This window comes from Campylobacter sp. BCW_6463 (genome assembly GCF_001762785.1).
Classification (GTDB): Bacteria; Campylobacterota; Campylobacteria; order Campylobacterales; family Campylobacteraceae; genus Campylobacter_D; species Campylobacter_D jejuni.
In genome coordinates this window covers 24,500-48,535 of record NZ_MJXL01000019.1, presented here as the reverse complement: position 1 = coordinate 48,535, position 24,036 = coordinate 24,500, and the positions used below count along the sequence as shown (strand labels likewise).

Below are 24,036 nucleotides of genomic sequence, written 5' to 3'. Positions count from 1 at the left end.
TTTTATGGGTTGAGTTGTGTTAATGCCTAACTCTTCAGCTTTTTTATCTAGTGTTTCTTTGAGTTTAGCATTTTTCGAAAAAACTTTAAATCACTTTTGATTAAAAGTTTCCATATCTTTCATAATAAGATGGTAAATATATGTATTTAAAGGAAAACCTAAGCTGTCAGCTCTTTCTTGAAGGTATTCTTTCGTCTTATCGCTAATTCTTAATTGTATAAGATTGCTCCCCTTACTTTCTTTCTCTTCTACCATTTTCTTTTTATTCTTTTCTATATCTTTTTTTGTTGCGTTTGGATTTGTAATTTTAACATAGTTACTCTTTCCATATTTACAAATTCTTTTTTTTGTAAGTTCTAATTCTTTTAATTTTTTCTCAAATTTTATGTTTTCCATAAAAAATCAACTTTCTCATATTCTTTAAAATTTTCTTCAAAATATTTTTGTCCTTGTTCTTTTGTTTCAAGGCTATATCCTGAAAAATCTATTTTTCTATCTTTGTCTTTTTCAAAGCTGATTATTGTGTAACATTGCTTGTTTTTTGTTACAAAGAGAAAATTATTATGAAGCACAAAAAAATCATATTTTCTTTTATTAAGATTGTATTTTTCTACCATTTCTTTTAAAAAATTTAAAAATACTTCTTCTGTAAGCTCCTTTTGTTCTTCTTTGTATTTTTTCATTAAGTAATCTGCTTCATCTAAAAAATTATAATAATCTATTTTTGTCATTTTCTTCTCCTTTGAAATTTATATTCTTTATTGGAATTTTCTTCTTTTATATTATTTTTGTTAAAATTAATAATGTGATTTACTACTTTTTCAATATCTTTTAAGCATAAATCTTCATCTAACTGAGTATTTATCCTACTTTTATTCCAAGAATGATTTTGATCAAAAAATATGATTTTAGTAACATTCTCGTCTTTTTCAAATAAATCAGTGTCAAATTTTTCTAAATAAATAGGGGCTATACAAACTTCATTTTCCAACTTATTAAAATCTAATTCTTGTTCGTGTTTTAAGCCAATATAGCCACAAAGCCATTGTCCTTTGTCATTTTGCATTAATAAATCCTTATCTTTTAATTCTTTTAGATTAGGATATTCAACTTTCAAAATAACATATGGAATGTCATTGATTTGTCCTTCTTTTCTTTCAAGTTCTATATATTTTTTTCATTTTATTTTCCATTTTATTCCTTTGTATATATTTGGTTTAGTTGAGATTTCTTTAAACAATATTTGCTCTCTTGTTTAAAGTGTTTTCCATACCTTGAGAAATCATTTCACTTTGTTTTCCATCAATACCTACTAATGATAAAGCCCATGAAGACCCTTTAATAATTAAATTCCACATAATTACCGCTGAAGCAATTTTTGCAAATATAGTTAATAAGCCTGTGATTGCACCTATAATAAAGTTAGTGTGAAAATTATATACGCTAGTTTTAATTCCTGTAAATTGTTCTACAGAAACAAATAAGAAAAATTCGTCTACTAAAACATTTATAAATAATGATAAATATATAAAGAGAATAATTAATACGGGTTTTAAAAATATAGCCATACCATTAATTAAGAATTCAATAATTTTATCCATTCTTTTAGTTGCTAAGGAGAAAGCTACAACGAATGGTGAAATATAAAAATATTTTATCAAAGAAACTAAATAAGATACAAATATTATAATAGAAGCTGTAGTGCAAACCAATAATGGTATTTTTTGAAAAGTCCATTCTATTAACATTATAGCTATAGCATATCCTGTAATTGTTGAGGCAACTGTTCCTGTTATGTATCCAACGATAGCTCCACCTACTGTTCCTATGATTGGCACAGTAGAAGCTGCTGCTGCTTGAATTACAGCCATGAATTTTCCAGTATTTTCCATTACAAAATCTTTTATAGTTGAAGCTCCTGGTAACATCATCCATACTAATTTACCTGCTATCCATCCTAAAGAGCTATCTGTAATATCATCTTTACTAATTTCAATATCTCCTTTATTTATATTTTCTTTAGTGTTTTGAATATTTTTTTTAGTTGCTTTAATCATCCTTTCTTTTTGTTCATCTTCATCACCTTACTCTTCTTTAAACATAGTTACTTCTGCTAAAATTGCACTACTTGGCGTAAATAAAGAATTTATCCATCCAAGTTGCATTTCTCTTACTGCAAAATAAGCATCAAGATTTTTCATTTCATTGATTTTTTGAGTGTTATCTCTTAATTTATCAATTTTTTCCATTTGAGAATTTATTTTAGTTATTTCATTTCTTGCTTTTAAAATATCAGCTTCTAAAGCTATACAAGCTTCCAAGGAAATATCGCCATTTTTTCCTGCCATATCATTACTATCTTCAGCTAAAAATCGTTTTATTTTTTCTTTATCTTCATCTGTTAAAGAAGTGATATAGCTTTCTCTAATAGCAGATAGTTGGTTTTTATATCTTAAAGAACAAGTTTTTTTATAAATTTCATCTCCTTAACTTATAAGAAACTCATTTTCTTTCTTTTTTTCTAATAAGGCTTTAATACCTTGAATATTTACTCCACCTATACTTTTATAAATTTTATCCATATAGGTTTTTCCACCAATTGCACTAGCCATATCTGCAATATCTGTTGATTTTAATGCAAAATATCTAATGACGTTTTGCATAATTGTTGAGTGAGCTAAACCATTTCCTTCAGGTATAGGCATAAAAAATATTCCCATCATAATCATTGGAATATAAAATTTATGTAAAAATTTTTGTTTTCCTTCGCTTTCACCCTTATTTTCTAAGTAAGCTTGAATTTTTTCTGCACTAATTGAAGTAAGAAAAAATCCGCCAACTAAAACAAGAATTAGAATTTGTAAATGTTGATAAATTTTTTCATTGGTTAAAAATAGATTTGAAAAATACGCCATATTGTTTTTATTAAAACCATCTACAGCTGAAGCTTCTTGCAAACTTATACTTGAAGTAGAAAATCCTTTATTTTGATTTAAAACAGAATTTGGAGCTATCAAAAAATCCATAAAACTTTGATTTTTTTGTATAGTTTTAATGCTAAAATTATCTATACCATCTTTTAAGGTTAATTCTCCTAAATTATAAGTTTTTTCTCTATCAATAATATTTGGATTTAAAGTTGCTAAAGCAACTAAATATTTTGCAAAATTAATTTTAGTATCGCTTGGCGTCCATTTAATTATACTTTCTAAATTAATTTTTCTATCTATATTTTCATAATTTTTTAATTCAGTATCAAGTCCTGTATACACTTGTTTAGCACAAGATAAATTAGTTTTTGAAGCATTAAATTTTAAATCTAAATCAAAATTTTCATTTTTATAAACTCTACAAAAAGTTGTCCCATTTTTAAAATCAAATCCTATGATTTGAGTTCCATATCCGCTATTAACCTTTCTACACTCCCAACTACATCCATCATTAGTTTCTATGTCATCATTTCTATTAGAAAATATTTTTTGCATTTCTTCTTTAGTAGTTTCAGAAATAACTCCTTGCCCATTATTTGTTCCTTCTGCAAATAAGAAATTAAACAGCAATAAAAATAAAATTATTTTTTTCATTTGTATTTAACCTTTTGCTTATAATTGTTTTGAAAATTATTTTTAGCATTTAAATTAGGTTCGCCATTTAATTCAGGACACATAAATTTACAACCATTTTTCCATTCAGAACAACCATACCAAAATTTGTTTTTTTCATTTTTACTTTCTCTTTTTATTAAGTTTCCTTGATTACATTGAGGACATTTAAAAGATGTATTTAAATTAGTGCTTTTATTTTCTAATTCAGGTTTTCCATTAACAGATTTCGCCTTAAAATCACAACCATTAGAATACTCAGAACAAGAAAAGAATTTTCTAAATTTTCCATTTATTTCTCTTAAAAAACCTTTTTGACATTTAGGACAAGTTATTTTTTCTTTTTCTTCATTAGAAACAATTTTTTTGTTTAAACTCTTTTCATTATCAATTATTTTTAAAATAAAATCATTAATTGAATTTAAAAAATCGCTTCTTTTTAGTTTTCCTTCTTGTATTTCTTTTTGAGATTCAAACCATAAAGCTGTCATGTCTGGATTTGTCAATATAGGATCTAAATTTTGGATTAAATTAATTCCAAGTTCTGTAGCATTAACAACTTGCTTTTTATCCTTTGAAACTACAATATAGCCTCTGTTTATTAAAGTTTCTATGTGATTACTTCTTGTTGCTGGAGTTCCTATTCCGCCATTTTCGCCTTTTTTATCTTTATCTTTTTCTATTAAAAGTTTTTTAATTTTTTCATCTTTAACATATTTAGAAACTTGATTTAAATCTTTTAATAAAGTAGTATATTACATCATAAATTAAAAATTTGATTTTAGTTTTCAGCCAAAAACAAGTAATATTACGATAAAATCTCGGACTTACAAAGGGGCATTAGCTCAGCTGGGAGAGCACAACGCTGGCAGCGTTGGGGTCAGCGGTTCGAACCCGCTATGCTCCACCATATGGTTCCGTAGCTCAGCTGGTAGAGCACTACCTTGACATGGTAGTGGCCGTTGGTTCAAGTCCAATCGGAGCCACCATCACCCTTCCTTATACAAAGGATTATCATGCAAAACACTATCATACAAAAAGCCATCCATAAAGATTTAAATTCTATACTTGAAATCACAAAAGATGCTTTAAATGCTATGAAAGCTATGAATTTTCACCAATGGGATGAGAATTATCCTAATGAAATAGTTTTTCAAGAAGATATACAAGCACAAGAACTTTATGTGTTTAAAGAAAATGATGAAATTTTAGGCTTTATCTGTATCAATGAAAAATTTGAACCTGAATTTTATAAACAAGTTATTTTTAACAAAAATTATGATGATAAAGCCTTTTATCTACACCGTTTAGCCGTCAAACAAAAGGCAAAGGGCAAAGGCGTAGCACAAAAACTTTTAAATTTTTGCGAAAATTTTGCCTTGGAAAATCACAAGGCAAGTTTAAGAGCAGATACTCATAGTAAAAATTTTCCTATGAATTCGCTTTTTAAAAAGCTTGTTTTTAATTTTTGTGGAAATTTTAACATACCTAATTACCAAGATCCTTTTTTAGCTTATGAAAAAATTCTAAACCAAAAAGCTTTTTGAGTTTTTCTCATAGGCTTTAATTTGTGCTTCATGTTTTAAAGTCAAAGCTATATTATCAAGTCCTTCCAAAAGACAAATTCTGTGAAAATCATCTAAATCAAAAGAAAAATCCTATCTTTAAAAAATACTCTTTTTTACAATAAAGAAATTTCTATATTTTTATCTTGGGATTTTTTTAACTCATCAACTATTTCCAAAACCTCATCTTTAGTAAGTTCTATGGTAAGCAAACCATTTCCTAAGGCATTGTTTTTAAAATATCCGCAAAAGAAGGTGCGATAATAACTCTAATACCATGATCAACCAAAGCCCAAGACGCATGCTCTCTTGAAGAACCATTACAAAAATTTTCAAAACTCACCAAACATAAACATCATCTAACTTATAAGTACTTTCATCGTGGTCTAAATTTTCAAGGCAAGTTTTTATCGCCATAACCACTTCTTCTAAATCTCATTTTCCACATCACGCAAAGTGATATCAAAGATTATGATTTTATTATCTTTCACGATTTAATCCTTTAAAACCAAAACAGACTAAATGAATTTAAAAAATTCAAAAACTTAACAACAATGATAAAAAATTAAAAATGTAAAAAAATGATTAAAAATAAAAATTGAGTTTTAGAATGAGAATTGCAGTAGCAGATTAAAAGTATTGTCTTTACTTTTTTGTTGGACTGAATTTGAAATTTTACAAATTTGCTTCATCTTTTCCTCCTTTGTTAAAATTAATCCTTGATGTATCATATTTTTAGTAAATGTGCTTGTAAAATTCTTAAATTAAGAAAATTATTGATATAATTGTAGTTTTAAGTAACAAAAAGGATGTTGATGTTAAAAGAACTCTTAGAGATTAAAAAAGAAATGGAACCTGTTATCCACGAAGCCAATGTGAAATTAAATGTCCTGGCTCGTGAAGTCATAGTCCGAAAAAAAGAATACGAAATTTATGGCCCTATGGTAGATCGTGTTTATCTTGATAATGCCATTTATGTTAAAGTTATGTCAAGTGGACGCGATGTAAAAACAGACAATGTAGCTATAAAAAATGGTTTTTACATGGTTTTTGTAGCCCCTGAAAAAGAAAGTACAAAAGACATCAAAAACAAACTCAAAGTAGCTTATGAGGGGCTTGATAACAAATTTATCGCTACACTCATACGATCTTGCCAACGCTTTAAAGAAATCATAAATAAAACCCAAGCCACACTCGCTAAAGCTTCTAACATGAATGTAGTAGTAAAAACAAATTTAGGCGAAGCAAGTGCTGCACTTAAATTTAACATCAATATAGAATACACTAGAGACACTCAAAAACTCACTCGCGAAAATTCAAAATCAGCAGGAAGCTTTAGAGATACTAAAACTTATATAAATCTTATAGTAGAAAAAAATACAGATTCTCAAATTTGTGAAAAATTACTTGATGATGTTGAAAAATACTTTATTGGTGGAGGTTGATTTCATTAATGCAAGTTATAAAAACTTGCATTAGATTAAAATTTATAATTATATCCTAAATACACACCATAATTTGTTTGTTTAGGATCGTAAAAGTTTGAACCCACTTGATTTTGATAAAAATTTCTAGAATTATAATGAATTTGCTCTGCTTTAAAGCCTAATTCTATTTCATTATGTGGTGTCAAATCATATAAAGCACCTATTTTCGCTCCATAAAAATAACCGTCAAAATTTTGCGACAAAGATAAAAAGCTTGTTTTTAAGGTAAGATCTGTTCTTGCATATCCTCCATACACACCTAAAACAGCTCTGGTTTTTTCAAAAAGCTTAGGAGTAAAATCATAACCTGTTAAAAATTTATGTGTAGTAAAATCACCTTCGATTTGAATTCTAGGAGTTTTGATAAAATCACTAAATTCATCAGAATAATTATAACCAGCATAAATTCTATGATTTTCATTTAAACGATATCCAAGTTTTAGACCAAACGATGGTATATTACCTGAAATATCTCCATTAAAATTTTGCTTTGTATTCTTATGTTTTAACTCACTTTTTACTTGAGCATGCATCCAAGCTGCATCAGCACCTATAAAAAAACCAGAATTCTCATCTGCTAAAGCCAAATTTGAAAACAAAGTAGCACTTGCGATAATGCTTAACAATTTTTTATTCATAACCTAACTCCTTATAATAAAATTCGATCTAAAAAATTTAGATCTTTTTATATTATATATTCTTCAAAGATTAAATAAGAATTTTTTATAAAATATTTAATCTTTACATAAAAATATGTGAATATTTTACTCAAATATTATTTTGGAACAACTATATCACTACGACATTCTATCACCGTATGCACATTTCCACGCGGGTTAAAATCCCCCACAACTTTAATCCATTTTGGTTTTAATTTATCTTTTAAAGTATTGTAAATTTCATTGATACTTGCTTCATGTGAAACATTTCTATACATAAAAGTATTGATATAAAGTTTTATCGCCTTAAGTTCAACCACAAATTTATCAGGCATATACTCAAGATAAATCGTTGCAAAGTCAGGATAACCCGAACGCGGACAACAACACATAAATTCAGGCAAAGTAATTTTAATGATATAGTCATTTTTCGCATCATTTGGCCAAATTTCCATATTTTCTACGTCAAATTCTTTGATTTCTTTTTCACCATAACGCATAGATTTTCCTTAAAATTTAAATTTCAAGCAAAAATTATAACAAAATAAGTTTTTAAAACGATTATGATACAGATAAGAAAATACAATTTTATTGCAACTCACCCCTAGCAAGAGTGAGTTAGCAATAAATTGAAGGCAGTTCAAGCCTAAGCCTAGTATTACAAGACTACCAAGATAGGCTTGCAAAGCAAGGCTTGCTCCCTTTAAGGGAGCAAAAACAATATTTTATAGAATGCTAAGCTTAAATTATTGTTTAAGCTGGATCAAGGTTTGAAGCATTTGATCACTGGTTGAAATGGTTTTTGAGTTTGCTTGATAACCCCTTTGGATAATGATAAGTTCTGTTAAAGAACGGCTCAAATCCACATTTGACATTTCAAGAGCTGAGGTTTTCATCTCACCACGACCCCCTGTTCCAGCTTCTCCTACTACGATATTACCACTATTTGCAGTAACTTTGAAAAGATTTCCGCCGATTTCCTCAAGACCTGAGTTATTAGCCACTGAAGCCATAGCGATTTTTGCTACTGCAAAAGTTTTACCATTGGTAAATTCGCCTAAGATATTTCCTTTATCATCAACACGGATAGCATCAGGTTTTAAGTTACCCGAAGTATAACCATCGGTTGCTTGTCCTGTTAGAGTTGAAGCAGAGTTTGAGCTTACAAGGCCGTCATTGCTTCCGCTTGTTCCAAAAGAAAGTTTGATTTGTTGATTTGGTGCGGCACCATTATTTGGTGAAAAGCTTATAGTTTTTGGTGTATAGCTAGCCAAAGATCCATCGTTGTTAAATCTTGCACTACCTACGATGATGTTCGTAGGACCTTCTCCTGTAGTGTTGATCTCTGCAGGTTCTGGCACACGGATGATCATTTGCCATTCATTACCCCCATCTTGAGTGGTGCTTTGTTTAACAAATTGCACTTCTAAAGTGTGTTTTGAACCTAAAGAATCATAAATTTCAAGCCCTGCTGAAAAGGATGAAAGTTTAAGCTGTTCGCTTTCTTTGATCGATCCACCCGTTACTAAAGGACCATCCCAAGCTTTAAAGATAGCTGTAAAAGCATCATTGGTGCTTACTGTGCCTTCTTTATTAGAATAAGCAGTGATATTAAAACTCATATTTTTGGCTGCCACACTTAAAGCTCCTCCACCATTAACACCTGCACCTGAAGGTATGGTGGAGTCTTCATTTGCATTAGATATAGCAAAATGTCCGCTTGAATTTACTACAACTTTGACATTTTGATTGATATCATTCGTATCTACTTTAGATCCATCTCCTTTATTGCCACTACCATCATAATCCACCCCATATCTAGCATCTCTTTGCAAAAGTTCTCTTAAATCTTCAGTCGTTCTAAATACTCTTGCATCAGTATTTTGCAAACCTCCATGTAAAGCATCCCAGTAGTTTGCAGAAGCAGGATCGGTTGGTTTAGTTGTATTATTAGCTCCTGGAACATAAGATGGTCCCCCATCAGGATTATACATAGGAGGTAAATCCACAGGATTTGAACTATAAATATACTTATGCGCGGTAATAACTTTTACATTTTCAGCTCCAGTCGTAGTATTACTTGTTGCATCATCAATCCAATTTGAATTTCCATTATTTTTTTGTGGCGCTGCAGTAAATTTATCCGTATTTGCAGTATAAGTCATATTAAATAATTCTCCTGCTGTATTTGTCTTTTTTACAGTAAGATCAATATTTTTCATGTTATCTGTAGTGCCATCAGCATTATCATTGACAAATTCTATGCCTGAGCCATCTGATTTTTTAACCGCTTTTACTCCTGTTCCTTCTCTAGTATCAGTTGGTGCGGTGAAAGTATTGATATAAGCTATGGCATCATCAAGACTTTGAATATCAGCATTATAAATATTTACACCATTTAAAGTTATATCTAAAGTTACTTTATTGTCCTTATCACCCCAAAAAATAACTGAGTTTTGATTTGCTTTACTATTAGGATCAAATACTTTTCCAGTTTTATTTGTAGTATATTTTGCATCTGCGTATGAAACCCAAATTCCTTGTCCATCTCTTAGATTTAGCCCTGTTCCTTTTGCATTAAACAAAGCTCCTGCATCTACGCCTTTTTCTGTTACTTCAACCGAATTTTTAGAAGTAGTATAAAACTGAGTGGTTCCTGTATCGTTTTCATCTTCAGCTTTGTTGGTTTTAGTATTATAGCCATGAACTGAGTCAAGTCCGTATAAATTAGTGCTTGAAGTTCCTATATTTAAACCACTATTTAAATTTGCTTTGATAGCTACTTCGGTTGATTTTGCTGCAGGGATATGCATACCTGGATCGATAAAAATGTTTTGTGGAGTTCTTGAACTATCTATGGTTTGATCATTCCAGTTGATATTCCATCCTTGAACAATAAAACCTGAATTATTTACAAAGTTACCATAAGCATCAAGCTTAAAGTCTCCATCACGCGTAAGATAGTTTGTAAGACCACCATCATCACTCACCATGAAAAAACCATCACCATTGATAGCAACGTCAGTATTTTTATTTGTAGTTTGAACTGAACCTTGAGAGTGAATTCTTGTAGTAGAACTTACTGAAACACCAAGACCGATTTGAAGTGGATTTTGTCCGCCTCTTCCATCAGTTGGAGTTGTAGCGATTTTTACTGTTTGGCTAAACATAGTTCCAAAATCTGCACGAGAGTATTTAAAACCATTGGTATTAACATTTGAAATGTTATTACCTTCAACATCCATCGCAACTTGATGTGCTTGTAGTCCGCTTACGCCAGACCAAAGTGATCTCATCATCTTAAATCCTTTATAAAATATTGCTTTAAAAATTTAACGCTTTGGCTTTAAAAAACTTTTGCGTTTATGTGAAGTTTTACAAGCAAGTTCTGTTCCAACTTTTGAAATTTTTTATGAATTTTTTAAAAATTTATAGAAAAAATTTAAAGGTATTTTAGGAGTTTATGGAGCTTTGGGCTTTTATGTAATGAAAATTACTAAATCACACCCTAACTCTTAAATTTGCCGCATGGGTTAAAGCCACTGCTATAGCATCTGTAATATCTAAAGGCTTGATATCTTTGCTAAGTCCTAAAAGTCTTTTTACCATAAAAGCAACTTGTTCTTTGGTTGCTTTGGCTTTTCCTGTGACGGCTTTTTTCACTTGTAAGGGAGTGTATTCTGCAAAGTCTCCATGAATTTGAAGAATTTTTAAAGATAGAGCTCCGCGAAATTGTGCGAGTTTTAAAACAGTTTTTGGATTGTAAGCAAAAAAGATATCTTCTATAGCCACCTCATCAAAAGAATGATTTTTAAAAATCAAATCCAAACCCTCGCAAAGCTCTGTGATTTGATACTGTAAAGTACTTGGCTTTATCTTTATAAATCCTGCTTCTATGAGAATATTTTTTCCTTTGCTGGCTTCTATGATAGCATAACCGCAATTTTTTGAACCTGGATCTATACCTAAAATTTTCAAATTCATACCTTTTGAAAATAAAATACAAAAGCGGATTTTAACCTTTTTTTATGAAATTTAAGATAAAATTTATACATTATGCAAAATTTAAAGAGAGATTATGAATCCAAGCCAAATACTTGAAAATTTAAAAAAAGAATTAAGCGAAAACGAATACGAAAACTATCTATCAAATTTAAAATTCAACGAAAAGCAAAGCAAAGCAGATCTTTTGGTTTTTAATGCTCCAAATGAACTCATGGCTAAATTCATACAAACAAAGTACGGCAAAAAAATCGCACATTTTTATGAAGTGCAAAGCGGAAATAAAGCCATCATAAACATACAAGCACAAAGTACTAAACAAAGCAACAAAAACACAAAAATCGACATAGCTCATATAAAGGCACAAAGCACGATTTTAAATCCTTCTTTTACTTTTGAAAGTTTTGTTGTGGGGGATTCTAACAAATACGCTTATGGAGCATGTAAAGCTATAATACATAAAGACAAACTTGGAAAACTTTATAATCCAATCTTTGTTTATGGGCCTACAGGACTTGGAAAAACACATTTACTTCAAGCGGTTGGAAATGCAAGTTTAGAAATGGGAAAAAAAGTCATTTACGCTACAAGTGAAAATTTTATAAATGATTTTACTTCAAATTTAAAAAATGGCTCTTTAGATAAATTTCATGAAAAGTATAGAAACTGCGATGTTTTGCTTATAGATGATGTGCAGTTTTTAGGAAAAACCGATAAAATTCAAGAAGAATTTTTCTTTATATTTAATGAAATCAAAAATAACGATGGACAAATCATCATGACTTCAGACAATCCACCCAACATGCTAAAAGGTATAACCGAACGCTTAAAAAGTCGTTTTGCACATGGGATCATAGCTGATATAACTCCACCTCAACTAGATACAAAAATAGCCATCATAAGAAAAAAATGTGAATTTAACGATATCAATCTTTCTAATGATATCATAAACTATATCGCCACTTCTTTAGGGGATAATATAAGAGAAATCGAAGGCATCATCATAAGTTTAAATGCTTATGCAACCATACTAGGACAAGAAATCACACTCGAACTTGCCAAAAGTGTGATGAAAGATCATATCAAAGAAAAGAAAGAAAATATCACCATAGATGACATTTTATCTTTGGTATGTAAAGAATTTAACATCAAACCAAGTGATGTGAAATCCAATAAAAAAACTCAAAATATAGTCACAGCAAGACGCATTGTGATTTACCTAGCTAGGACACTTACGGCTTTGACTATGCCACAACTTGCGAATTATTTTGAAATGAAAGATCATACGGCTATTTCACATAATGTTAAAAAAATCACAGAAATGATAGAAAATGATGCTTCTTTAAAAGCAAAAATCGAAGAACTTAAAAACAAAATTCTTGTTAAAAGTCAAAGTTAAGTGAAAGGATGTGAAAAATAAATTCTAGAATGTGAAAAAAAGAAATTAAGCAAAGTATGATAAAATACAAATTTGATTATTTTGCTTTGAAGAATTTCACAATTTCAACAAGCTTATTATTACAACGAATTTAAAATTAAAATAAACCAAGGAGAAAAAATGAAGTTCAGTATCAATAAAAATACTTTAGAATCTGCAGTGATTTTATGTAATGCTTATGTAGAAAAAAAAGATTCAAGCACCATTACTTCTCATCTTTTTTTTCATGTTGATGAAGATAAACTTCTTATTAGAGCTAGTGATTATGAAATAGGTATCAACTATAAGATAAAAAAAATCCGCGTAGAATCAAGTGGTTTTGCTACTGCAAATGCAAAAAGTATTACAGATGTTATTAAAAGCTTAAATAATGAAGAAGTTGTTTTAGAAACTATTGATAATTTCTTATTTATAAGACAAAAAAGCACAAAATATAAACTTCCTATGTTTAATCACGAAGATTTTCCAAATTTTCCAAATACAGAAGGAAAAAACCAATTTGACATTGACTCAAGTGACTTAAGTCGTTCTCTTAAAAAGATATTACCAAGTATTGATACAAACAATCCAAAATACTCCTTAAACGGTGCATTTTTAGATATAAAAACAGATAAAATTAACTTCGTAGGAACCGATACAAAACGCCTTGCAATCTATACTTTAGAAAAAGCAAATAATCAAGAATTTAGTTTTAGTATCCCTAAAAAAGCTATCATGGAAATGCAAAAACTTTTCTATGAAAAAATAGAAATCTTTTATGATCAAAATATGCTTATCGCTAAAAATGAAAACTTTGAATTCTTTACAAAACTTATTAACGATAAATTTCCAGATTATGAAAAAGTTATACCAAAAACTTTCAAACAAGAACTCAGCTTTTCAACTGAAGATTTTATAGATAGTCTTAAAAAAATCAGCGTTGTAACTGAAAAAATGAAACTTCATTTTAACAAAGATAAAATCATCTTTGAAGGTATAAGTTTAGACAATATGGAAGCAAAAACAGAGCTTGAAATTCAAACAGGAGTGAGTGAAGAATTTAATCTTACTATAAAAATCAAATATTTACTTGATTTCTTAACTTCTATAGAAGAAGAAAAATTCACTTTAAGTGTAAATGAACCTAATTCAGCATTTATAGTCAAATCCCAAGGACTATCAATGATTATCATGCCTATGGTTTTATAATAAGAACAAGTAAAAGATAAAGGAAAAATATGCAAGAAAATTACGGTGCGAGTAATATTAAAGTCCTAAAAGGCCTAGAAGCTGTTAGAAAACGCCCAGGTATGTATATAGGAGATACAAACATAAGCGGACTTCATCATATGATTTATGAAGTTGTGGATAATTCTATCGATGAAGCTATGGCAGGACATTGTGATACTATAGATGTAGAAATCACTACTGAAGGAAGCTGTATAGTTAGTGATAATGGTCGTGGTATTCCTGTTGATATGCACCCAACTGAAAATATGCCAACTTTAACCGTTGTTTTAACTGTCCTTCATGCAGGGGGAAAATTCGATAAAGATACTTATAAAGTTTCAGGTGGTTTGCACGGTGTTGGGGTTTCGGTTGTAAATGCACTCTCTAAAAAACTTGTAGCTACAGTTGAAAGAAATGGAGAAATTTATCGTCAAGAATTTTCAGAAGGTAAAGTTATCAGTGAATTTGGTGTGATAGGAAAAAGTAAAAAGACAGGAACAACTATAGAATTTTGGCCTGATGATCAAATTTTTGAAGTGACTGAATTTGATTATGAAATTTTGGCTAAAAGATTTCGTGAACTTGCATACTTAAATCCAAAAATCACTATAAATTTTAAAGATAACCGCGTAGGCAAACATGAAAGTTTTCACTTTGAAGGTGGAATTTCTCAGTTTGTTACAGACTTAAATAAAAAAGAAGCTTTAACTAAAGCAATTTTCTTTAGCGTAGATGAAGAAGATGTGAATGTTGAAGTAGCTTTGCTTTACAATGATACTTATAGCGAAAATTTACTCTCTTTTGTAAATAATATCAAAACTCCAGATGGTGGAACACACGAAGCTGGTTTTAGAATGGGCTTAACTCGTGTGATAAGTAACTACATAGAAGCAAATGCAAGTGCTAGAGAAAAGGATAATAAAATCACGGGTGAAGATGTGCGTGAAGGTTTAATCGCTGTTGTGAGTGTAAAGGTGCCTGAACCACAATTTGAAGGACAAACCAAAGGAAAACTTGGTTCAACTTATGTGCGTCCTATAGTTTCAAAAGCAAGTTTTGAGTATTTGACTAAATATTTTGAAGAAAATCCTATCGAAGCAAAAGCTATTATGAATAAAGCTTTAATGGCTGCTCGTGGTAGAGAAGCAGCGAAAAAAGCCAGAGAATTAACGCGTAAAAAAGAAAGTTTAAGCGTAGGAACTTTACCAGGGAAATTAGCTGATTGTCAAAGTAAAGATCCAAGTGAAAGTGAAATTTATCTTGTGGAAGGGGATTCTGCAGGAGGTTCTGCAAAACAAGGTAGAGAAAGATCTTTCCAAGCTATATTGCCTTTGCGTGGTAAAATTTTAAATGTTGAAAAAGCAAGACTGGATAAAATTTTAAAATCTGAGCAAATTCAAAATATGATTACCGCTTTTGGCTGTGGTATAGGTGAAGATTTTGATCTTTCAAAACTAAGATATCATAAAATCATCATCATGACAGATGCAGATGTTGATGGATCGCATATACAAACCTTGCTTTTAACTTTCTTCTTCCGTTTTATGAATGAACTTGTGACAAATGGACATATTTATTTAGCACAACCACCTTTATATCTTTATAAAAAAGCTAAAAAGCAAATTTATTTAAAAGATGAAAAAGCTTTGAGCGAATACCTGATAGAAACGGGAATAGAAGGTTTAAATTATGAAGGTATAGGAATGAATGATTTAAAAGATTATTTAAAAATCGTCGCAGCTTATCGTGCGATTTTAAAAGATCTTGAAAAGCGTTTTAATGTGATTTCTGTGATACGCTATATGATAGAAAATTCAAATTTAGTTAAAGCAAATAATGAAGAATTATTTAGTGTAATTAAACAATTTTTAGAAACACAAGGACACAATATCTTAAATCATTATATCAATGAAAATGAAATTCGAGCTTTCGTTCAAACTCAAAATGGCTTAGAAGAACTTGTGATCAATGAAGAACTTTTCACTCATCCACTATATGAAGAAGCAAGTTATATTTTTGATAAGATTAAAGATAGAGGCTTGGAATTTGATAAAGATATTTTAGAAGTTCTTGAAGATGTTGAAACCAATGCTAAAAAAGGTGCTACTATACAACGCTATAAAGGTTTAGGAGAAATGAATCCTGAGCAACTTTGGGAAACCACAATGGATCCAAGCGTAAGAAGACTTTTAAAAATTACTATTGAAGATGCACAAAGTGCAAACGATACCTTTAATCTCTTTATGGGCGATGAGGTTGAACCAAGACGCGATTATATTCAAGCACATGCTAAAGATGTAAAACATTTGGATGTGTAAATTTATCATTGAAGAAATGATTTCTTCAATGAGTTTTGCTTTGTAAGAATATAGCTAGAGGAATTCTTCTTCTTGTATCGTATTTTTCTCCATAATATTTTTCAAGATAATTTAAAATTTTTTCTTCATCTTCAGGTTCTATTTCCCAAAGTCCTTCACTATCTTGCATCCATCTTATAGCTGCTAACCAAGCTTTTCTACTTGCGTGCATATTGGTAATGAGATTGGATCCATGACAAGCTAAACAATTTGCTTCCACTAAAGGTGAATCAGGATCGATAATCAATCCTGTATCAGGGTTAATTTCAAGATTTTGAGCCCAACTTGCACTTAAAAACAATGCTAAGATCAATATAATTTTTTTCACCATTCTTAAACTCCATAAACATTAACTCTATGGCATGCATTATTGATATATCCTCCTGGATTCCACTGTGCTAAAACCATAGGTTGACTGTTACCTTGACTATCGATAGCTCTTGCCCAAATTTCATAATATCCTTTTGTTGGTATTGATATTTGAGCACTCCATTTTTGCCATGCTAATCTATTTAATGGTTTTTCTACCTTTGCTTTAGTCCATGTTACGCCATAATCATTGCTTACATAAACTTCACTAACTTCAAGTTCTCCAGCCCAAGCTTTACCTCTAACTTCAAATTTTTTATTTGCTTTTATTTCAGAACCATTTTTGATATTAGTAATTACAGATCTTATAGGCATTGATTCTATGATTTTCATCTCGCCTTTATAGTTAAAATCTCCTGGTTTTACCGGATTTACAGGAACTTTATAAGAACCTTCCATTTTTTCACCATCATGAATTTTATTTCTTACTGAAATTTTATAAAGCCATTTACCGCTTGTACTTGCAGGGTAACCACCACAAACAAGTCTAAGTGGATAGCCATTGACTAAAGGAATATCTTTGCCTTCATAAGCCCAAGCTATTAGAGTTTCATCTTGTAAAGCTTTAGAAATAGGAACTCCTCTACTAATAGGTGAAGTTTCTTCACCATTTAATTTTGTATCTATGCCATAATATCCGATATAAACCGCATCATTTTTGATGCCACAATCTTTTAAAATATCTTTTAAACGCACTCCTGTCCATCTACCACAAGCTACTGCACCATAACCCCATTGAGTTCCTTTTGTGCTAGGTATAACTTCAGATCTACCATTTCCACCGCATTCAACTGTTAAGGCATAAGTATAGGTTTTAAATTTCTTTTTTAAATCTTCTATGGTGTAAGATTTTTTATTGATAATACTTTCTCCATCGATTTCTAAAGTCCAACCTTTATGAAGTCTTTCTTTTATCGTTTCTAGGCTTGGTGGTAAGCCATTATTTCTAACAAAGAAATTTTCAGATTTTGTAAAATCAGAATCAAGAGCATAAATTTCAGTTTCTGCTGTTAATGGTTTTTCACCATGATAGATAAGATCTTTTTTACCTTCTATTTTAAAATCAGGTAATTCTTTTGCCAAAGCCTTACTTCCTAAAAAATTCTCAAAAGAAAAATTTGACAATACACTAATGCCAAATAAACCAAGTCCTATATTTTTTAGAAAGTCTCTACGATTTTCTTTTTGATCGTTCTGTTTCATTGAAATATCCTTAAATATTTATATAATCTTTTATTTTATTATAAATTTTAAAAATTTAAATAATTAATTATATTAATTATTTAAATTAAAAAAATTAATTATTTTTATAATTTTACATATTAAATAAAATCATCATATGTTCGAGTTTTATTACATTTTAACTAAGTTTTTTCTACAATTAAATTTTTAAAATTATTTAAGGAATGATTTTGACTTTACTTACTAATCCTATCATTATCAGTGTTGTTTTGATGACTTTACTTTGTTTGTTTCGTTTTAATGTGCTTTTGAGTCTTTTGATTTCAGCTCTTGTTGCAGGTGTATTTTCTCATCTTGAACTCGTAGATACTATGAATATACTTATAAGCGGAATGAAGGAAAATTTAAAAACAGCTCTTAGCTATATACTCTTAGGGGCCATTGCCGCAGCGATTTCAAAGACAAATTTAACTGCATATTTGATTAAGATAGTAAGCCATTTTATATCTCATAAAAAATATTTATTGCTTTTGTCTATAGCTTTGATTTCTTGTTTTTCTCAAAATTTAATTCCTATTCATGTGGCTTTTATACCTTTGTTAATTCCACCTCTTTTAAGTCTTTTTAATAAACTTAAAATTGATCGTAGAGCGGTTGCTTGTGCTTTAACTTTTGGACTTACTACGCCTTATATGGTTTTGCCAGTAGGCTTTGGACTTACTTTTCAAGATCTTTTAAAAGATAATTTAAATGCAAATAATGTAAGTGTATCTTTAAATGATGTTACAAATACTATGTATTTTGCTGCTATTTGTATGATAACAGGACTTTTTCTAGCGCTTTTTGTGTTTTATCGTAAGCCAAGAGAGTATCAAGAAGTAGAAATTGCTAAAGTAAATTTAGAAAATCTTGAAATGACTCGTAAGGAATGGGGCGTTTTAGCTGGGCTTGTTTTAACTTTAATTTTGCAAATTTTGACTATGAATTTACCTTTATCAGGGCTTTTGGGTTTTGTTTTAATGGTTATTTTGGGTGGAGTTGAATTTTCAAAAGTCAATGAAGTTTTTGATGATGGGCTTAAAATGATGGGTTTTATAGCTTTTGTTATCCTTGTTGCTGCAGGATATGGAGAAGTTTTAAAAGAAAGTGGATCAGTAGTAGAGCTTGTAAATTCAGTCGTTCCTTGGATGGAACAAAGTAAATTTTTAGCAGTATTTTTTATGCTTTTAATAGGACTTATCATCACTATGGGTATAGGTACTTCTTTTGGAACTATACCTATCATAGCTACGCTTTTTTGTCCTATTTGTTTGGAACTTGGTTTTAGTACAGCACTTATTATATTTATCTTAGGAGTAGCAGGAGCTTTAGGAGATGCAGGAAGTCCAGCTAGTGAAACAACCATGGGAACTACTGTAGGATTAAATGCTGATAAACAACACGATCACATTAAAGATACTTGCATACCAACTTTTATTTTTTATAATGGCTCATTATTGATTTTAGGTAGTATTATCGCCATGTTTTTATAATTTTTACAAATCTATCAAAATATTTTTTAATTTATTTATTTTTAAGATAAAAATTATATTGATTTTAAAAAAATATATGCTATAATCCTTTATAAAGCTAACAAAATTTAAATCAGTCTTATAAGGAGAGCAGAATGGATTTAGAAAATATCCTAGAAAGTAATCAAAGCATAGGTTTATATCATCCAAAGAACGAACATGATGCCTGCGGTATCGCTGCAATTGCTAATATACGCGGTATTGCCTCTTATAAGGTTATTTGTGATGCTTTAGAAATTTTGATGAATCTTGAGCACCGAGGTGGTGCAGGAGCTGAAGAAAATTCAGGTGATGGGGCGGGGATTTTGATCCAAATTCCACATGATTTTTTTAAAACTCAAGAATTGGGTTTTGAACTTCCTAAAAAGGGTAATTATGCTGTAGCACAGATGTTTTTATCACCCAATACTGATGCAAAAGAAGAAGCAAAAGAAATATTTTTACAAGGTTTAAAGGATAAAAAACTTGAATTTTTAGGTTTTAGAGAAGTGCCTTTTAATCCTAGTGATATAGGTGCAAGTGCTTTAAAAGCTATGCCTTATTTTTTACAAGCCTTTGTGAAAAAACCAAGTAAAATAAGTGCAGGACTTGAGTTTGAAAGAGTGCTTTATAGTACGCGTCGCCTTATAGAAAAAAGAGCTATTAATGTGCCAAAATTTTATTTTTCAAGTTTTTCTTCACGTACCATAGTTTATAAAGGAATGCTTCTTTCAACTCAATTGAGCGATTTTTATCTTGATTTTAAAGATGTCAATATGAAATCAGCCATCGCTTTGGTGCATTCTCGCTTTTCGACTAACACCTTTCCAAGTTGGGAAAGAGCACATCCAAACCGCTATATGGTGCATAATGGAGAGATTAATACCATACGCGGAAATGTTGATAGTATAAGAGCTAGAGAAGGTTTGATGCAAAGTGAGTATTTTGAAAATTTAGATGAAATTTTTCCCATCATAGCTAAGCCTAGCAGTGATTCTGCAATGTTTGATAATACTTTAGAATTTTTAGCTCTAAATGGTCGCACTTTAGAAGAAGCTTTTATGATGATGGTGCCAGAACCTTGGCATAAAAATGAAAATATGGAAAGCAAAAAGCGTGCTTTTTATGAGTATCATTCTTTATTGATGGAGCCTTGGGATGGACCTGCTGCTATAGTTTTTACTGATGGAGTGATTATGGGGGCGAGTTTGGATAGAAATGGTTTTCGTCCTTCAAGGTATTATCTTACAAAAGATGATATGCTCATACTTTCAAGTGAAACAGGGGCTTTAAAACTTGATGAAAAAAATATCAAAGCTAAAAAACGCTTAGAACCTGGAAAACTTTTACTCGTTGATACAGCAAGAGGTAGGGTTATAGCTGATAATGAAATCAAAGAGCATTATGCTAATGCTAAGCCTTATAAAAAATGGCTTAAAAATTTAGTTGAACTTGAAAAACAAAAAAGCGGAGTTTATAAACATCAGTTTTTAAAAGAAGATGAGGTTTTAAAACTTCAAAAAGCTTTTGGTTGGAGTTATGATGAGCTTAAAATGAGTGTGGCTGCTATGGCTCAAAATGGTAAAGAAGCTATAGCAGCTATGGGTGTAGATACTCCTTTGGCTATACTTTCTAAAACTTATCAACCTTTGTATAATTATTTTAAACAACTTTTTGCACAAGTAACTAATCCTCCCCTTGATGCCATAAGAGAAGAGATCGTTACTTCTACAAGGATTTATCTAGGAAGCGAAGGCAATTTATTAAAACCCGATGAAAACAATGCAAAACGTGTAAAAATAGCCTTGCCTGTGATAAGTAATGAAGAACTTTTTGAAGTTAAGGCTTTAAATAAATTTCAAGTTAAAGAATTTTCTATACTTTATGATTATTCTAAAAAAACTTTAGAAAAGGCTTTAGATGAACTTTGTGTTAAGATAGAAGATGAGGTTAAAAAAGGTGTTTCTATTATCATTTTAAGCGATAAAGGAGTGGATGAAAAAAACGCTTATATCCCCGCTTTGCTTGCTGTTTCTGGAGTGCATAATCATCTAGTAAGAAAAAATTTAAGAACACACACAAGTCTTATCATCGAAAGTGGTGAACCTAGAGAAATTCATCATTTTGCATGTCTTTTAGGCTATGGTGCGACTGTTATTAATCCTTATTTGGTTTATGAGAGCATACAAAAACTCATTGCCAATAAAGATTTAAATTTAAGTTATGAAAAGGCGGTAGAAAATTTCATCAAGGCAAGTTCAAGTGGCATAGTCAAAATTGCTTCTAAAATGGGAGTTTCTACCTTGCAAAGTTATAATGGCTCTGCACTTTTTGAATGTCTGGGCTTAAGCTCTAAGGTGATTGATAAATACTTCACTTCTACAACTTCACGCATTGAAGGTATGGATTTAGAAGATTTTGAAAAAGAGCTCATTGCTTTACACAAATATGCTTTTAACGATACACATAAGGCTTTAGATTCTAAAGGAATTCATGGTTTTAGAAGTGCTAAAGAAGAACATTTAATCGATCCGCTTGTGATTTTTAATCTTCAGCAAGCCTGCCGCAACAAAGACTATAAAAGCTTTAAAAAATACTCGGCTTTAGTAGATGAAAAACAAGTTAATTTGCGTTCTTTGATGGAATTTGATTTTAGTGAAGCTATCAGTATAGATAAGGTTGAAAGCGTAGAAAGTATAGTTAAACGCTTTAGAACAGGAGCGATGAGTTATGGTTCTATTTCTAAAGAAGCACACGAGTGTTTAGCACAGGCTATGAATAAAATAGGTGCTAAATCAAATTCAGGTGAAGGTGGCGAGGATGAAGAACGCTATGAAATCAAAGAGGGTGTGGATAAAAACTCAGCCATTAAGCAAGTAGCAAGTGGGCGTTTTGGCGTGGATTTAAACTACTTAAGTCATGCAAAAGAAATTCAAATCAAAGTCGCTCAAGGCGCAAAACCAGGTGAAGGCGGACAATTAATGGGCTTTAAAGTCTATCCTTGGATAGCTAAGGCTAGACATTCTACTGCAGGTGTGACGCTTATTTCCCCACCTCCTCATCATGATATTTATTCTATAGAAGATTTAGCTCAACTTATTTATGACCTAAAAAATGCTAACAAAGACGCTAAAATTTCAGTAAAACTTGTAAGCGAAAATGGCATAGGAACGGTTGCTGCAGGTGTGGCTAAGGCAGGAGCGAATTTAATCCTTGTTTCAGGTTATGATGGAGGTACAGGTGCAAGTCCTAGAACTTCTATACCGCATGCAGGAATTCCTTGGGAGTTAGGTTTGGCTGAAACACATCAAACTTTGATTTTAAATAAGCTTAGAGATAGGGTAAGATTAGAAACTGATGGAAAGCTTATGAATGGGCGTGATTTAGCCATAGCGGCACTTTTAGGAGCTGAAGAATTTGGTTTTGCAACCGCGCCTTTGATTGTTTTAGGTTGTACGATGATGAGAGTTTGTCATCTAAATACCTGTCCTTTTGGTATAGCTACTCAAGATATAGAACTTAGAGATCGTTTCAAAGGCAAAGTGGATGATGTGATTAATTTCATGTATTTTATAGCCGAGGAACTTAGAGAATACATGGCAAGGCTTGGTTTTGAACGCCTAGATGATATGATAGGTCGTGTGGATAAACTCCGCCAAAAAAGTGTGCAAGGTAAAGCAGGAAAGCTAAATTTAGATAAAATTTTAAAATCCTTGCCTACTTATAATAGAACTGCTGTGCATTTTAAAGATTATAAAGACAATAAACTTGAAAAAACGATTGATTATAGAATTTTACTACCACTTTGTAAAAATGCTGTGGAGAAAAAAGAGCCTATCAAACTTTCTTTAGAAGTAGGAAATCAAAGTCGTACTTTTGCAACTATGCTTTCAAGTGAAATTTTAAAAACTTATGGAAAAGATGCTTTAGATGAAGATAGTATCCATATCAAAGCTATAGGCAATGCAGGCAATAGCTTTGGAGCGTTTTTGTTAAAGGGCATTAAACTTGAGATTATAGGCGATAGCAATGATTATTTAGGCAAGGGTTTAAGTGGTGGTAAAATCATAGCAAAAATTTCAAATGAAGCTACTTTTTCGCCTGAAGAAAATATCATCGCAGGAAATGCTTGTTTATATGGAGCTACAAAAGGTGAAGTGTATTTAGATGGTATAGCAGGGGAAAGATTTTGTGTAAGAAATTCAGGAGCTTTAGCTGTGGTTTTAGGAACAGGCGTGCATGGTTGTGAATATATGACAGGTGGGCAAGTTGTAGTTCTTGGAGATGTGGGTGCGAATTTCGCTGCTGGTATGAGTGGGGGCGTTGTTTATATTTTTGGAAGACACAATGAAGCTCATGTAAATACCGAGCTTGTGGATATTAAAGATCTTAATGCTAAGGATGAAAAAGAATTAAAAGCTGTGATAGAAAAACATATCGCTTATACAGATTCTAAAAAGGCTAAAGATATTTTAGAAAAATTCGATAAAAAAGACTTTTTTAAAGTCATGCCAAGAGATTATGAAAAGATGTTAAAAATGCTTGATCTTTGTAAAAATGAAAAAGATCCAAATTTAGCAGCATTTTTGAAAATCACGCAAAAATAAGGAGTAAAA

General features: G+C 30.8%; 19 protein-coding genes, 2 tRNA genes and 2 pseudogenes. 9 read left to right on the top strand and 14 right to left on the bottom strand.

The features are described 5' to 3' along the window. Window positions 1–90: 90 nt before the first annotated feature. From AJ884_RS01935 to AJ884_RS01905, 7 genes and pseudogenes are all read right to left on the bottom strand, one after another. Window positions 91–396: a hypothetical protein gene (locus AJ884_RS01935; RefSeq protein WP_070286378.1), complete on the bottom strand. Its 306-nt coding sequence runs from the start codon at window positions 394–396 to the stop codon at window positions 91–93. Beyond that, on the bottom strand, window positions 384–731 hold the full coding sequence (locus AJ884_RS01930) for a hypothetical protein (RefSeq protein ID WP_070278407.1): 348 nt from the start codon (window positions 729–731) through the stop codon (window positions 384–386). The genes AJ884_RS01935 and AJ884_RS01930 overlap by 13 nt, the downstream gene beginning before the upstream one ends. Beyond that, the gene (locus tag AJ884_RS01925; RefSeq protein ID WP_053872653.1) at window positions 728–1,066 is read right to left on the bottom strand and encodes a hypothetical protein; all 339 of its coding nucleotides are present in this window, start codon (window positions 1,064–1,066) and stop codon (window positions 728–730) included. The genes AJ884_RS01930 and AJ884_RS01925 overlap by 4 nt, the downstream gene beginning before the upstream one ends. 166 nt (window positions 1,067–1,232) lie before the next feature. Continuing rightward, the gene (locus AJ884_RS01920) at window positions 1,233–2,057 is read right to left on the bottom strand and encodes a hypothetical protein (protein ID WP_070278409.1); all 825 of its coding nucleotides are present in this window, start codon (window positions 2,055–2,057) and stop codon (window positions 1,233–1,235) included. A gap of 27 nt (window positions 2,058–2,084) precedes the next feature. Then, window positions 2,085–2,348 carry a hypothetical protein gene (locus AJ884_RS01915; RefSeq protein ID WP_070278411.1) on the bottom strand — a complete coding sequence of 88 codons (264 nt, stop codon included), beginning with the start codon at window positions 2,346–2,348 and terminating at the stop codon, window positions 2,085–2,087. 138 nt (window positions 2,349–2,486) lie between these two features. Beyond that, entirely contained in the window at window positions 2,487–3,584 is a 1,098-nt protein-coding gene (locus AJ884_RS01910; RefSeq protein WP_070278413.1) for a hypothetical protein, read from the bottom strand. After that, window positions 3,581–4,321: pseudogene (locus tag AJ884_RS01905) on the bottom strand (DNA topoisomerase); the annotation flags it as partial. The gene AJ884_RS01910 and the pseudogene AJ884_RS01905, both read right to left, overlap by 4 nt. A gap of 115 nt (window positions 4,322–4,436) precedes the next feature. On the opposite strand from AJ884_RS01905, the gene AJ884_RS01900 reads away from it, so the two are divergent. The 3 genes from AJ884_RS01900 to AJ884_RS01890 all read left to right on the top strand — a co-directional run bounded on the left by AJ884_RS01900 (window position 4,437) and on the right by AJ884_RS01890 (window position 5,149). Then, a tRNA-Ala gene (locus tag AJ884_RS01900) sits at window positions 4,437–4,512 on the top strand. Between the two features lie 3 nt (window positions 4,513–4,515). After that, window positions 4,516–4,591: transfer RNA gene (locus tag AJ884_RS01895), tRNA-Val, on the top strand. A gap of 27 nt (window positions 4,592–4,618) precedes the next feature. Then, a complete protein-coding gene (locus AJ884_RS01890; RefSeq protein ID WP_070278417.1) occupies window positions 4,619–5,149 on the top strand; it encodes a GNAT family N-acetyltransferase in 531 nt (176 codons plus the stop codon). On the opposite strand, the pseudogene leuD reads toward AJ884_RS01890, so the two are convergent. Further along, window positions 5,129–5,513, bottom strand: a pseudogene (leuD, locus tag AJ884_RS01885) (3-isopropylmalate dehydratase small subunit); the annotation flags it as partial. The gene AJ884_RS01890 and the pseudogene leuD sit on opposite strands and share 21 nt — an antisense overlap. 469 nt (window positions 5,514–5,982) lie before the next feature. Here leuD and AJ884_RS01880 point away from each other — a divergent pair. Then, window positions 5,983–6,612 carry a hypothetical protein gene (locus AJ884_RS01880; protein WP_070285762.1) on the top strand — a complete coding sequence of 210 codons (630 nt, stop codon included), beginning with the start codon at window positions 5,983–5,985 and terminating at the stop codon, window positions 6,610–6,612. Window positions 6,613–6,647: 35 nt separating this feature from the next. Here the strand turns inward: AJ884_RS01880 and AJ884_RS01875 are convergent, their stop codons facing one another. The 4 genes from AJ884_RS01875 to ruvC all read right to left on the bottom strand — a co-directional run bounded on the left by AJ884_RS01875 (window position 6,648) and on the right by ruvC (window position 11,297). After that, window positions 6,648–7,292, bottom strand: coding sequence for an outer membrane beta-barrel protein (locus tag AJ884_RS01875; RefSeq protein ID WP_070286377.1), 645 nt, complete (start codon window positions 7,290–7,292; stop codon window positions 6,648–6,650). Window positions 7,293–7,429: 137 nt separating this feature from the next. Further along, window positions 7,430–7,813 carry a preQ(1) synthase gene (gene queF, locus AJ884_RS01870; protein ID WP_044778580.1) on the bottom strand — a complete coding sequence of 128 codons (384 nt, stop codon included), beginning with the start codon at window positions 7,811–7,813 and terminating at the stop codon, window positions 7,430–7,432. Between the two features lie 246 nt (window positions 7,814–8,059). Next, on the bottom strand, window positions 8,060–10,612 hold the full coding sequence (gene flgE, locus AJ884_RS01860; protein ID WP_070286376.1) for a flagellar hook protein FlgE: 2,553 nt from the start codon (window positions 10,610–10,612) through the stop codon (window positions 8,060–8,062). A 202-nt stretch (window positions 10,613–10,814) separates the two neighbouring features. Then, a complete protein-coding gene (ruvC, locus tag AJ884_RS01855; RefSeq protein WP_083267219.1) occupies window positions 10,815–11,297 on the bottom strand; it encodes a crossover junction endodeoxyribonuclease RuvC in 483 nt (160 codons plus the stop codon). Between the two features lie 94 nt (window positions 11,298–11,391). On the opposite strand from ruvC, the gene dnaA reads away from it, so the two are divergent. The 3 genes from dnaA (at window position 11,392) to gyrB (ending at window position 16,280) form a co-directional block, all read left to right on the top strand. Continuing rightward, the gene (gene dnaA / locus AJ884_RS01850) at window positions 11,392–12,714 is read left to right on the top strand and encodes a chromosomal replication initiator protein DnaA (protein ID WP_070286375.1); all 1,323 of its coding nucleotides are present in this window, start codon (window positions 11,392–11,394) and stop codon (window positions 12,712–12,714) included. A 159-nt stretch (window positions 12,715–12,873) separates the two neighbouring features. Then, complete coding sequence (gene dnaN / locus AJ884_RS01845) at window positions 12,874–13,941, top strand: DNA polymerase III subunit beta (protein ID WP_070286374.1); 1,068 nt, start codon at window positions 12,874–12,876, stop codon at window positions 13,939–13,941. A gap of 29 nt (window positions 13,942–13,970) precedes the next feature. Then, window positions 13,971–16,280 carry a DNA topoisomerase (ATP-hydrolyzing) subunit B gene (gene gyrB / locus AJ884_RS01840; RefSeq protein WP_070286373.1) on the top strand — a complete coding sequence of 770 codons (2,310 nt, stop codon included), beginning with the start codon at window positions 13,971–13,973 and terminating at the stop codon, window positions 16,278–16,280. 25 nt (window positions 16,281–16,305) lie between these two features. Here the strand turns inward: gyrB and AJ884_RS01835 are convergent, their stop codons facing one another. Both AJ884_RS01835 and AJ884_RS01830 read right to left on the bottom strand, forming a co-directional pair. Further along, entirely contained in the window at window positions 16,306–16,647 is a 342-nt protein-coding gene (locus AJ884_RS01835; RefSeq protein ID WP_070274248.1) for a monoheme cytochrome C, read from the bottom strand. A gap of 5 nt (window positions 16,648–16,652) precedes the next feature. Beyond that, the gene (locus AJ884_RS01830) at window positions 16,653–17,891 is read right to left on the bottom strand and encodes a sulfite oxidase (protein ID WP_070278425.1); all 1,239 of its coding nucleotides are present in this window, start codon (window positions 17,889–17,891) and stop codon (window positions 16,653–16,655) included. Between the two features lie 203 nt (window positions 17,892–18,094). Here AJ884_RS01830 and AJ884_RS01825 point away from each other — a divergent pair, with 203 nt between their 5' ends. Both AJ884_RS01825 and gltB read left to right on the top strand, forming a co-directional pair. Next, the gene (locus AJ884_RS01825) at window positions 18,095–19,402 is read left to right on the top strand and encodes a Na+/H+ antiporter family protein (protein WP_044779740.1); all 1,308 of its coding nucleotides are present in this window, start codon (window positions 18,095–18,097) and stop codon (window positions 19,400–19,402) included. 134 nt (window positions 19,403–19,536) lie between these two features. Next, complete coding sequence (gene gltB, locus AJ884_RS01820) at window positions 19,537–24,027, top strand: glutamate synthase large subunit (protein ID WP_070286372.1); 4,491 nt, start codon at window positions 19,537–19,539, stop codon at window positions 24,025–24,027. The last annotated feature ends 9 nt before the right edge of the window (window positions 24,028–24,036 follow it).

Coding starts and splice junctions, on each gene's coding strand:
- AJ884_RS01925 (WP_053872653.1), bottom strand. CDS start 1,066: ATGCAAAATGACAAAGGACAATGGCTTTGTGGCTATATTGGCTTAAAA.
- flgE (WP_070286376.1), bottom strand. CDS start 10,612: ATGATGAGATCACTTTGGTCTGGCGTAAGCGGACTACAAGCACATCAA.
- gyrB (WP_070286373.1), top strand. CDS start 13,971: ATGCAAGAAAATTACGGTGCGAGTAATATTAAAGTCCTAAAAGGCCTA.
- ruvC (WP_083267219.1), bottom strand. CDS start 11,297: ATGAATTTGAAAATTTTAGGTATAGATCCAGGTTCAAAAAATTGCGGT.
- AJ884_RS01920 (WP_070278409.1), bottom strand. CDS start 2,057: ATGATTAAAGCAACTAAAAAAAATATTCAAAACACTAAAGAAAATATA.
- gltB (WP_070286372.1), top strand. CDS start 19,537: ATGGATTTAGAAAATATCCTAGAAAGTAATCAAAGCATAGGTTTATAT.
- queF (WP_044778580.1), bottom strand. CDS start 7,813: ATGCGTTATGGTGAAAAAGAAATCAAAGAATTTGACGTAGAAAATATG.
- AJ884_RS01935 (WP_070286378.1), bottom strand. CDS start 396: ATGGAAAACATAAAATTTGAGAAAAAATTAAAAGAATTAGAACTTACA.
- AJ884_RS01880 (WP_070285762.1), top strand. CDS start 5,983: ATGTTAAAAGAACTCTTAGAGATTAAAAAAGAAATGGAACCTGTTATC.
- dnaN (WP_070286374.1), top strand. CDS start 12,874: ATGAAGTTCAGTATCAATAAAAATACTTTAGAATCTGCAGTGATTTTA.
- AJ884_RS01825 (WP_044779740.1), top strand. CDS start 18,095: ATGATTTTGACTTTACTTACTAATCCTATCATTATCAGTGTTGTTTTG.
- AJ884_RS01930 (WP_070278407.1), bottom strand. CDS start 731: ATGACAAAAATAGATTATTATAATTTTTTAGATGAAGCAGATTACTTA.
- AJ884_RS01875 (WP_070286377.1), bottom strand. CDS start 7,292: ATGAATAAAAAATTGTTAAGCATTATCGCAAGTGCTACTTTGTTTTCA.
- dnaA (WP_070286375.1), top strand. CDS start 11,392: ATGAATCCAAGCCAAATACTTGAAAATTTAAAAAAAGAATTAAGCGAA.
- AJ884_RS01915 (WP_070278411.1), bottom strand. CDS start 2,348: ATGGCAGGAAAAAATGGCGATATTTCCTTGGAAGCTTGTATAGCTTTA.
- AJ884_RS01910 (WP_070278413.1), bottom strand. CDS start 3,584: ATGAAAAAAATAATTTTATTTTTATTGCTGTTTAATTTCTTATTTGCA.
- AJ884_RS01890 (WP_070278417.1), top strand. CDS start 4,619: ATGCAAAACACTATCATACAAAAAGCCATCCATAAAGATTTAAATTCT.
- AJ884_RS01830 (WP_070278425.1), bottom strand. CDS start 17,891: ATGAAACAGAACGATCAAAAAGAAAATCGTAGAGACTTTCTAAAAAAT.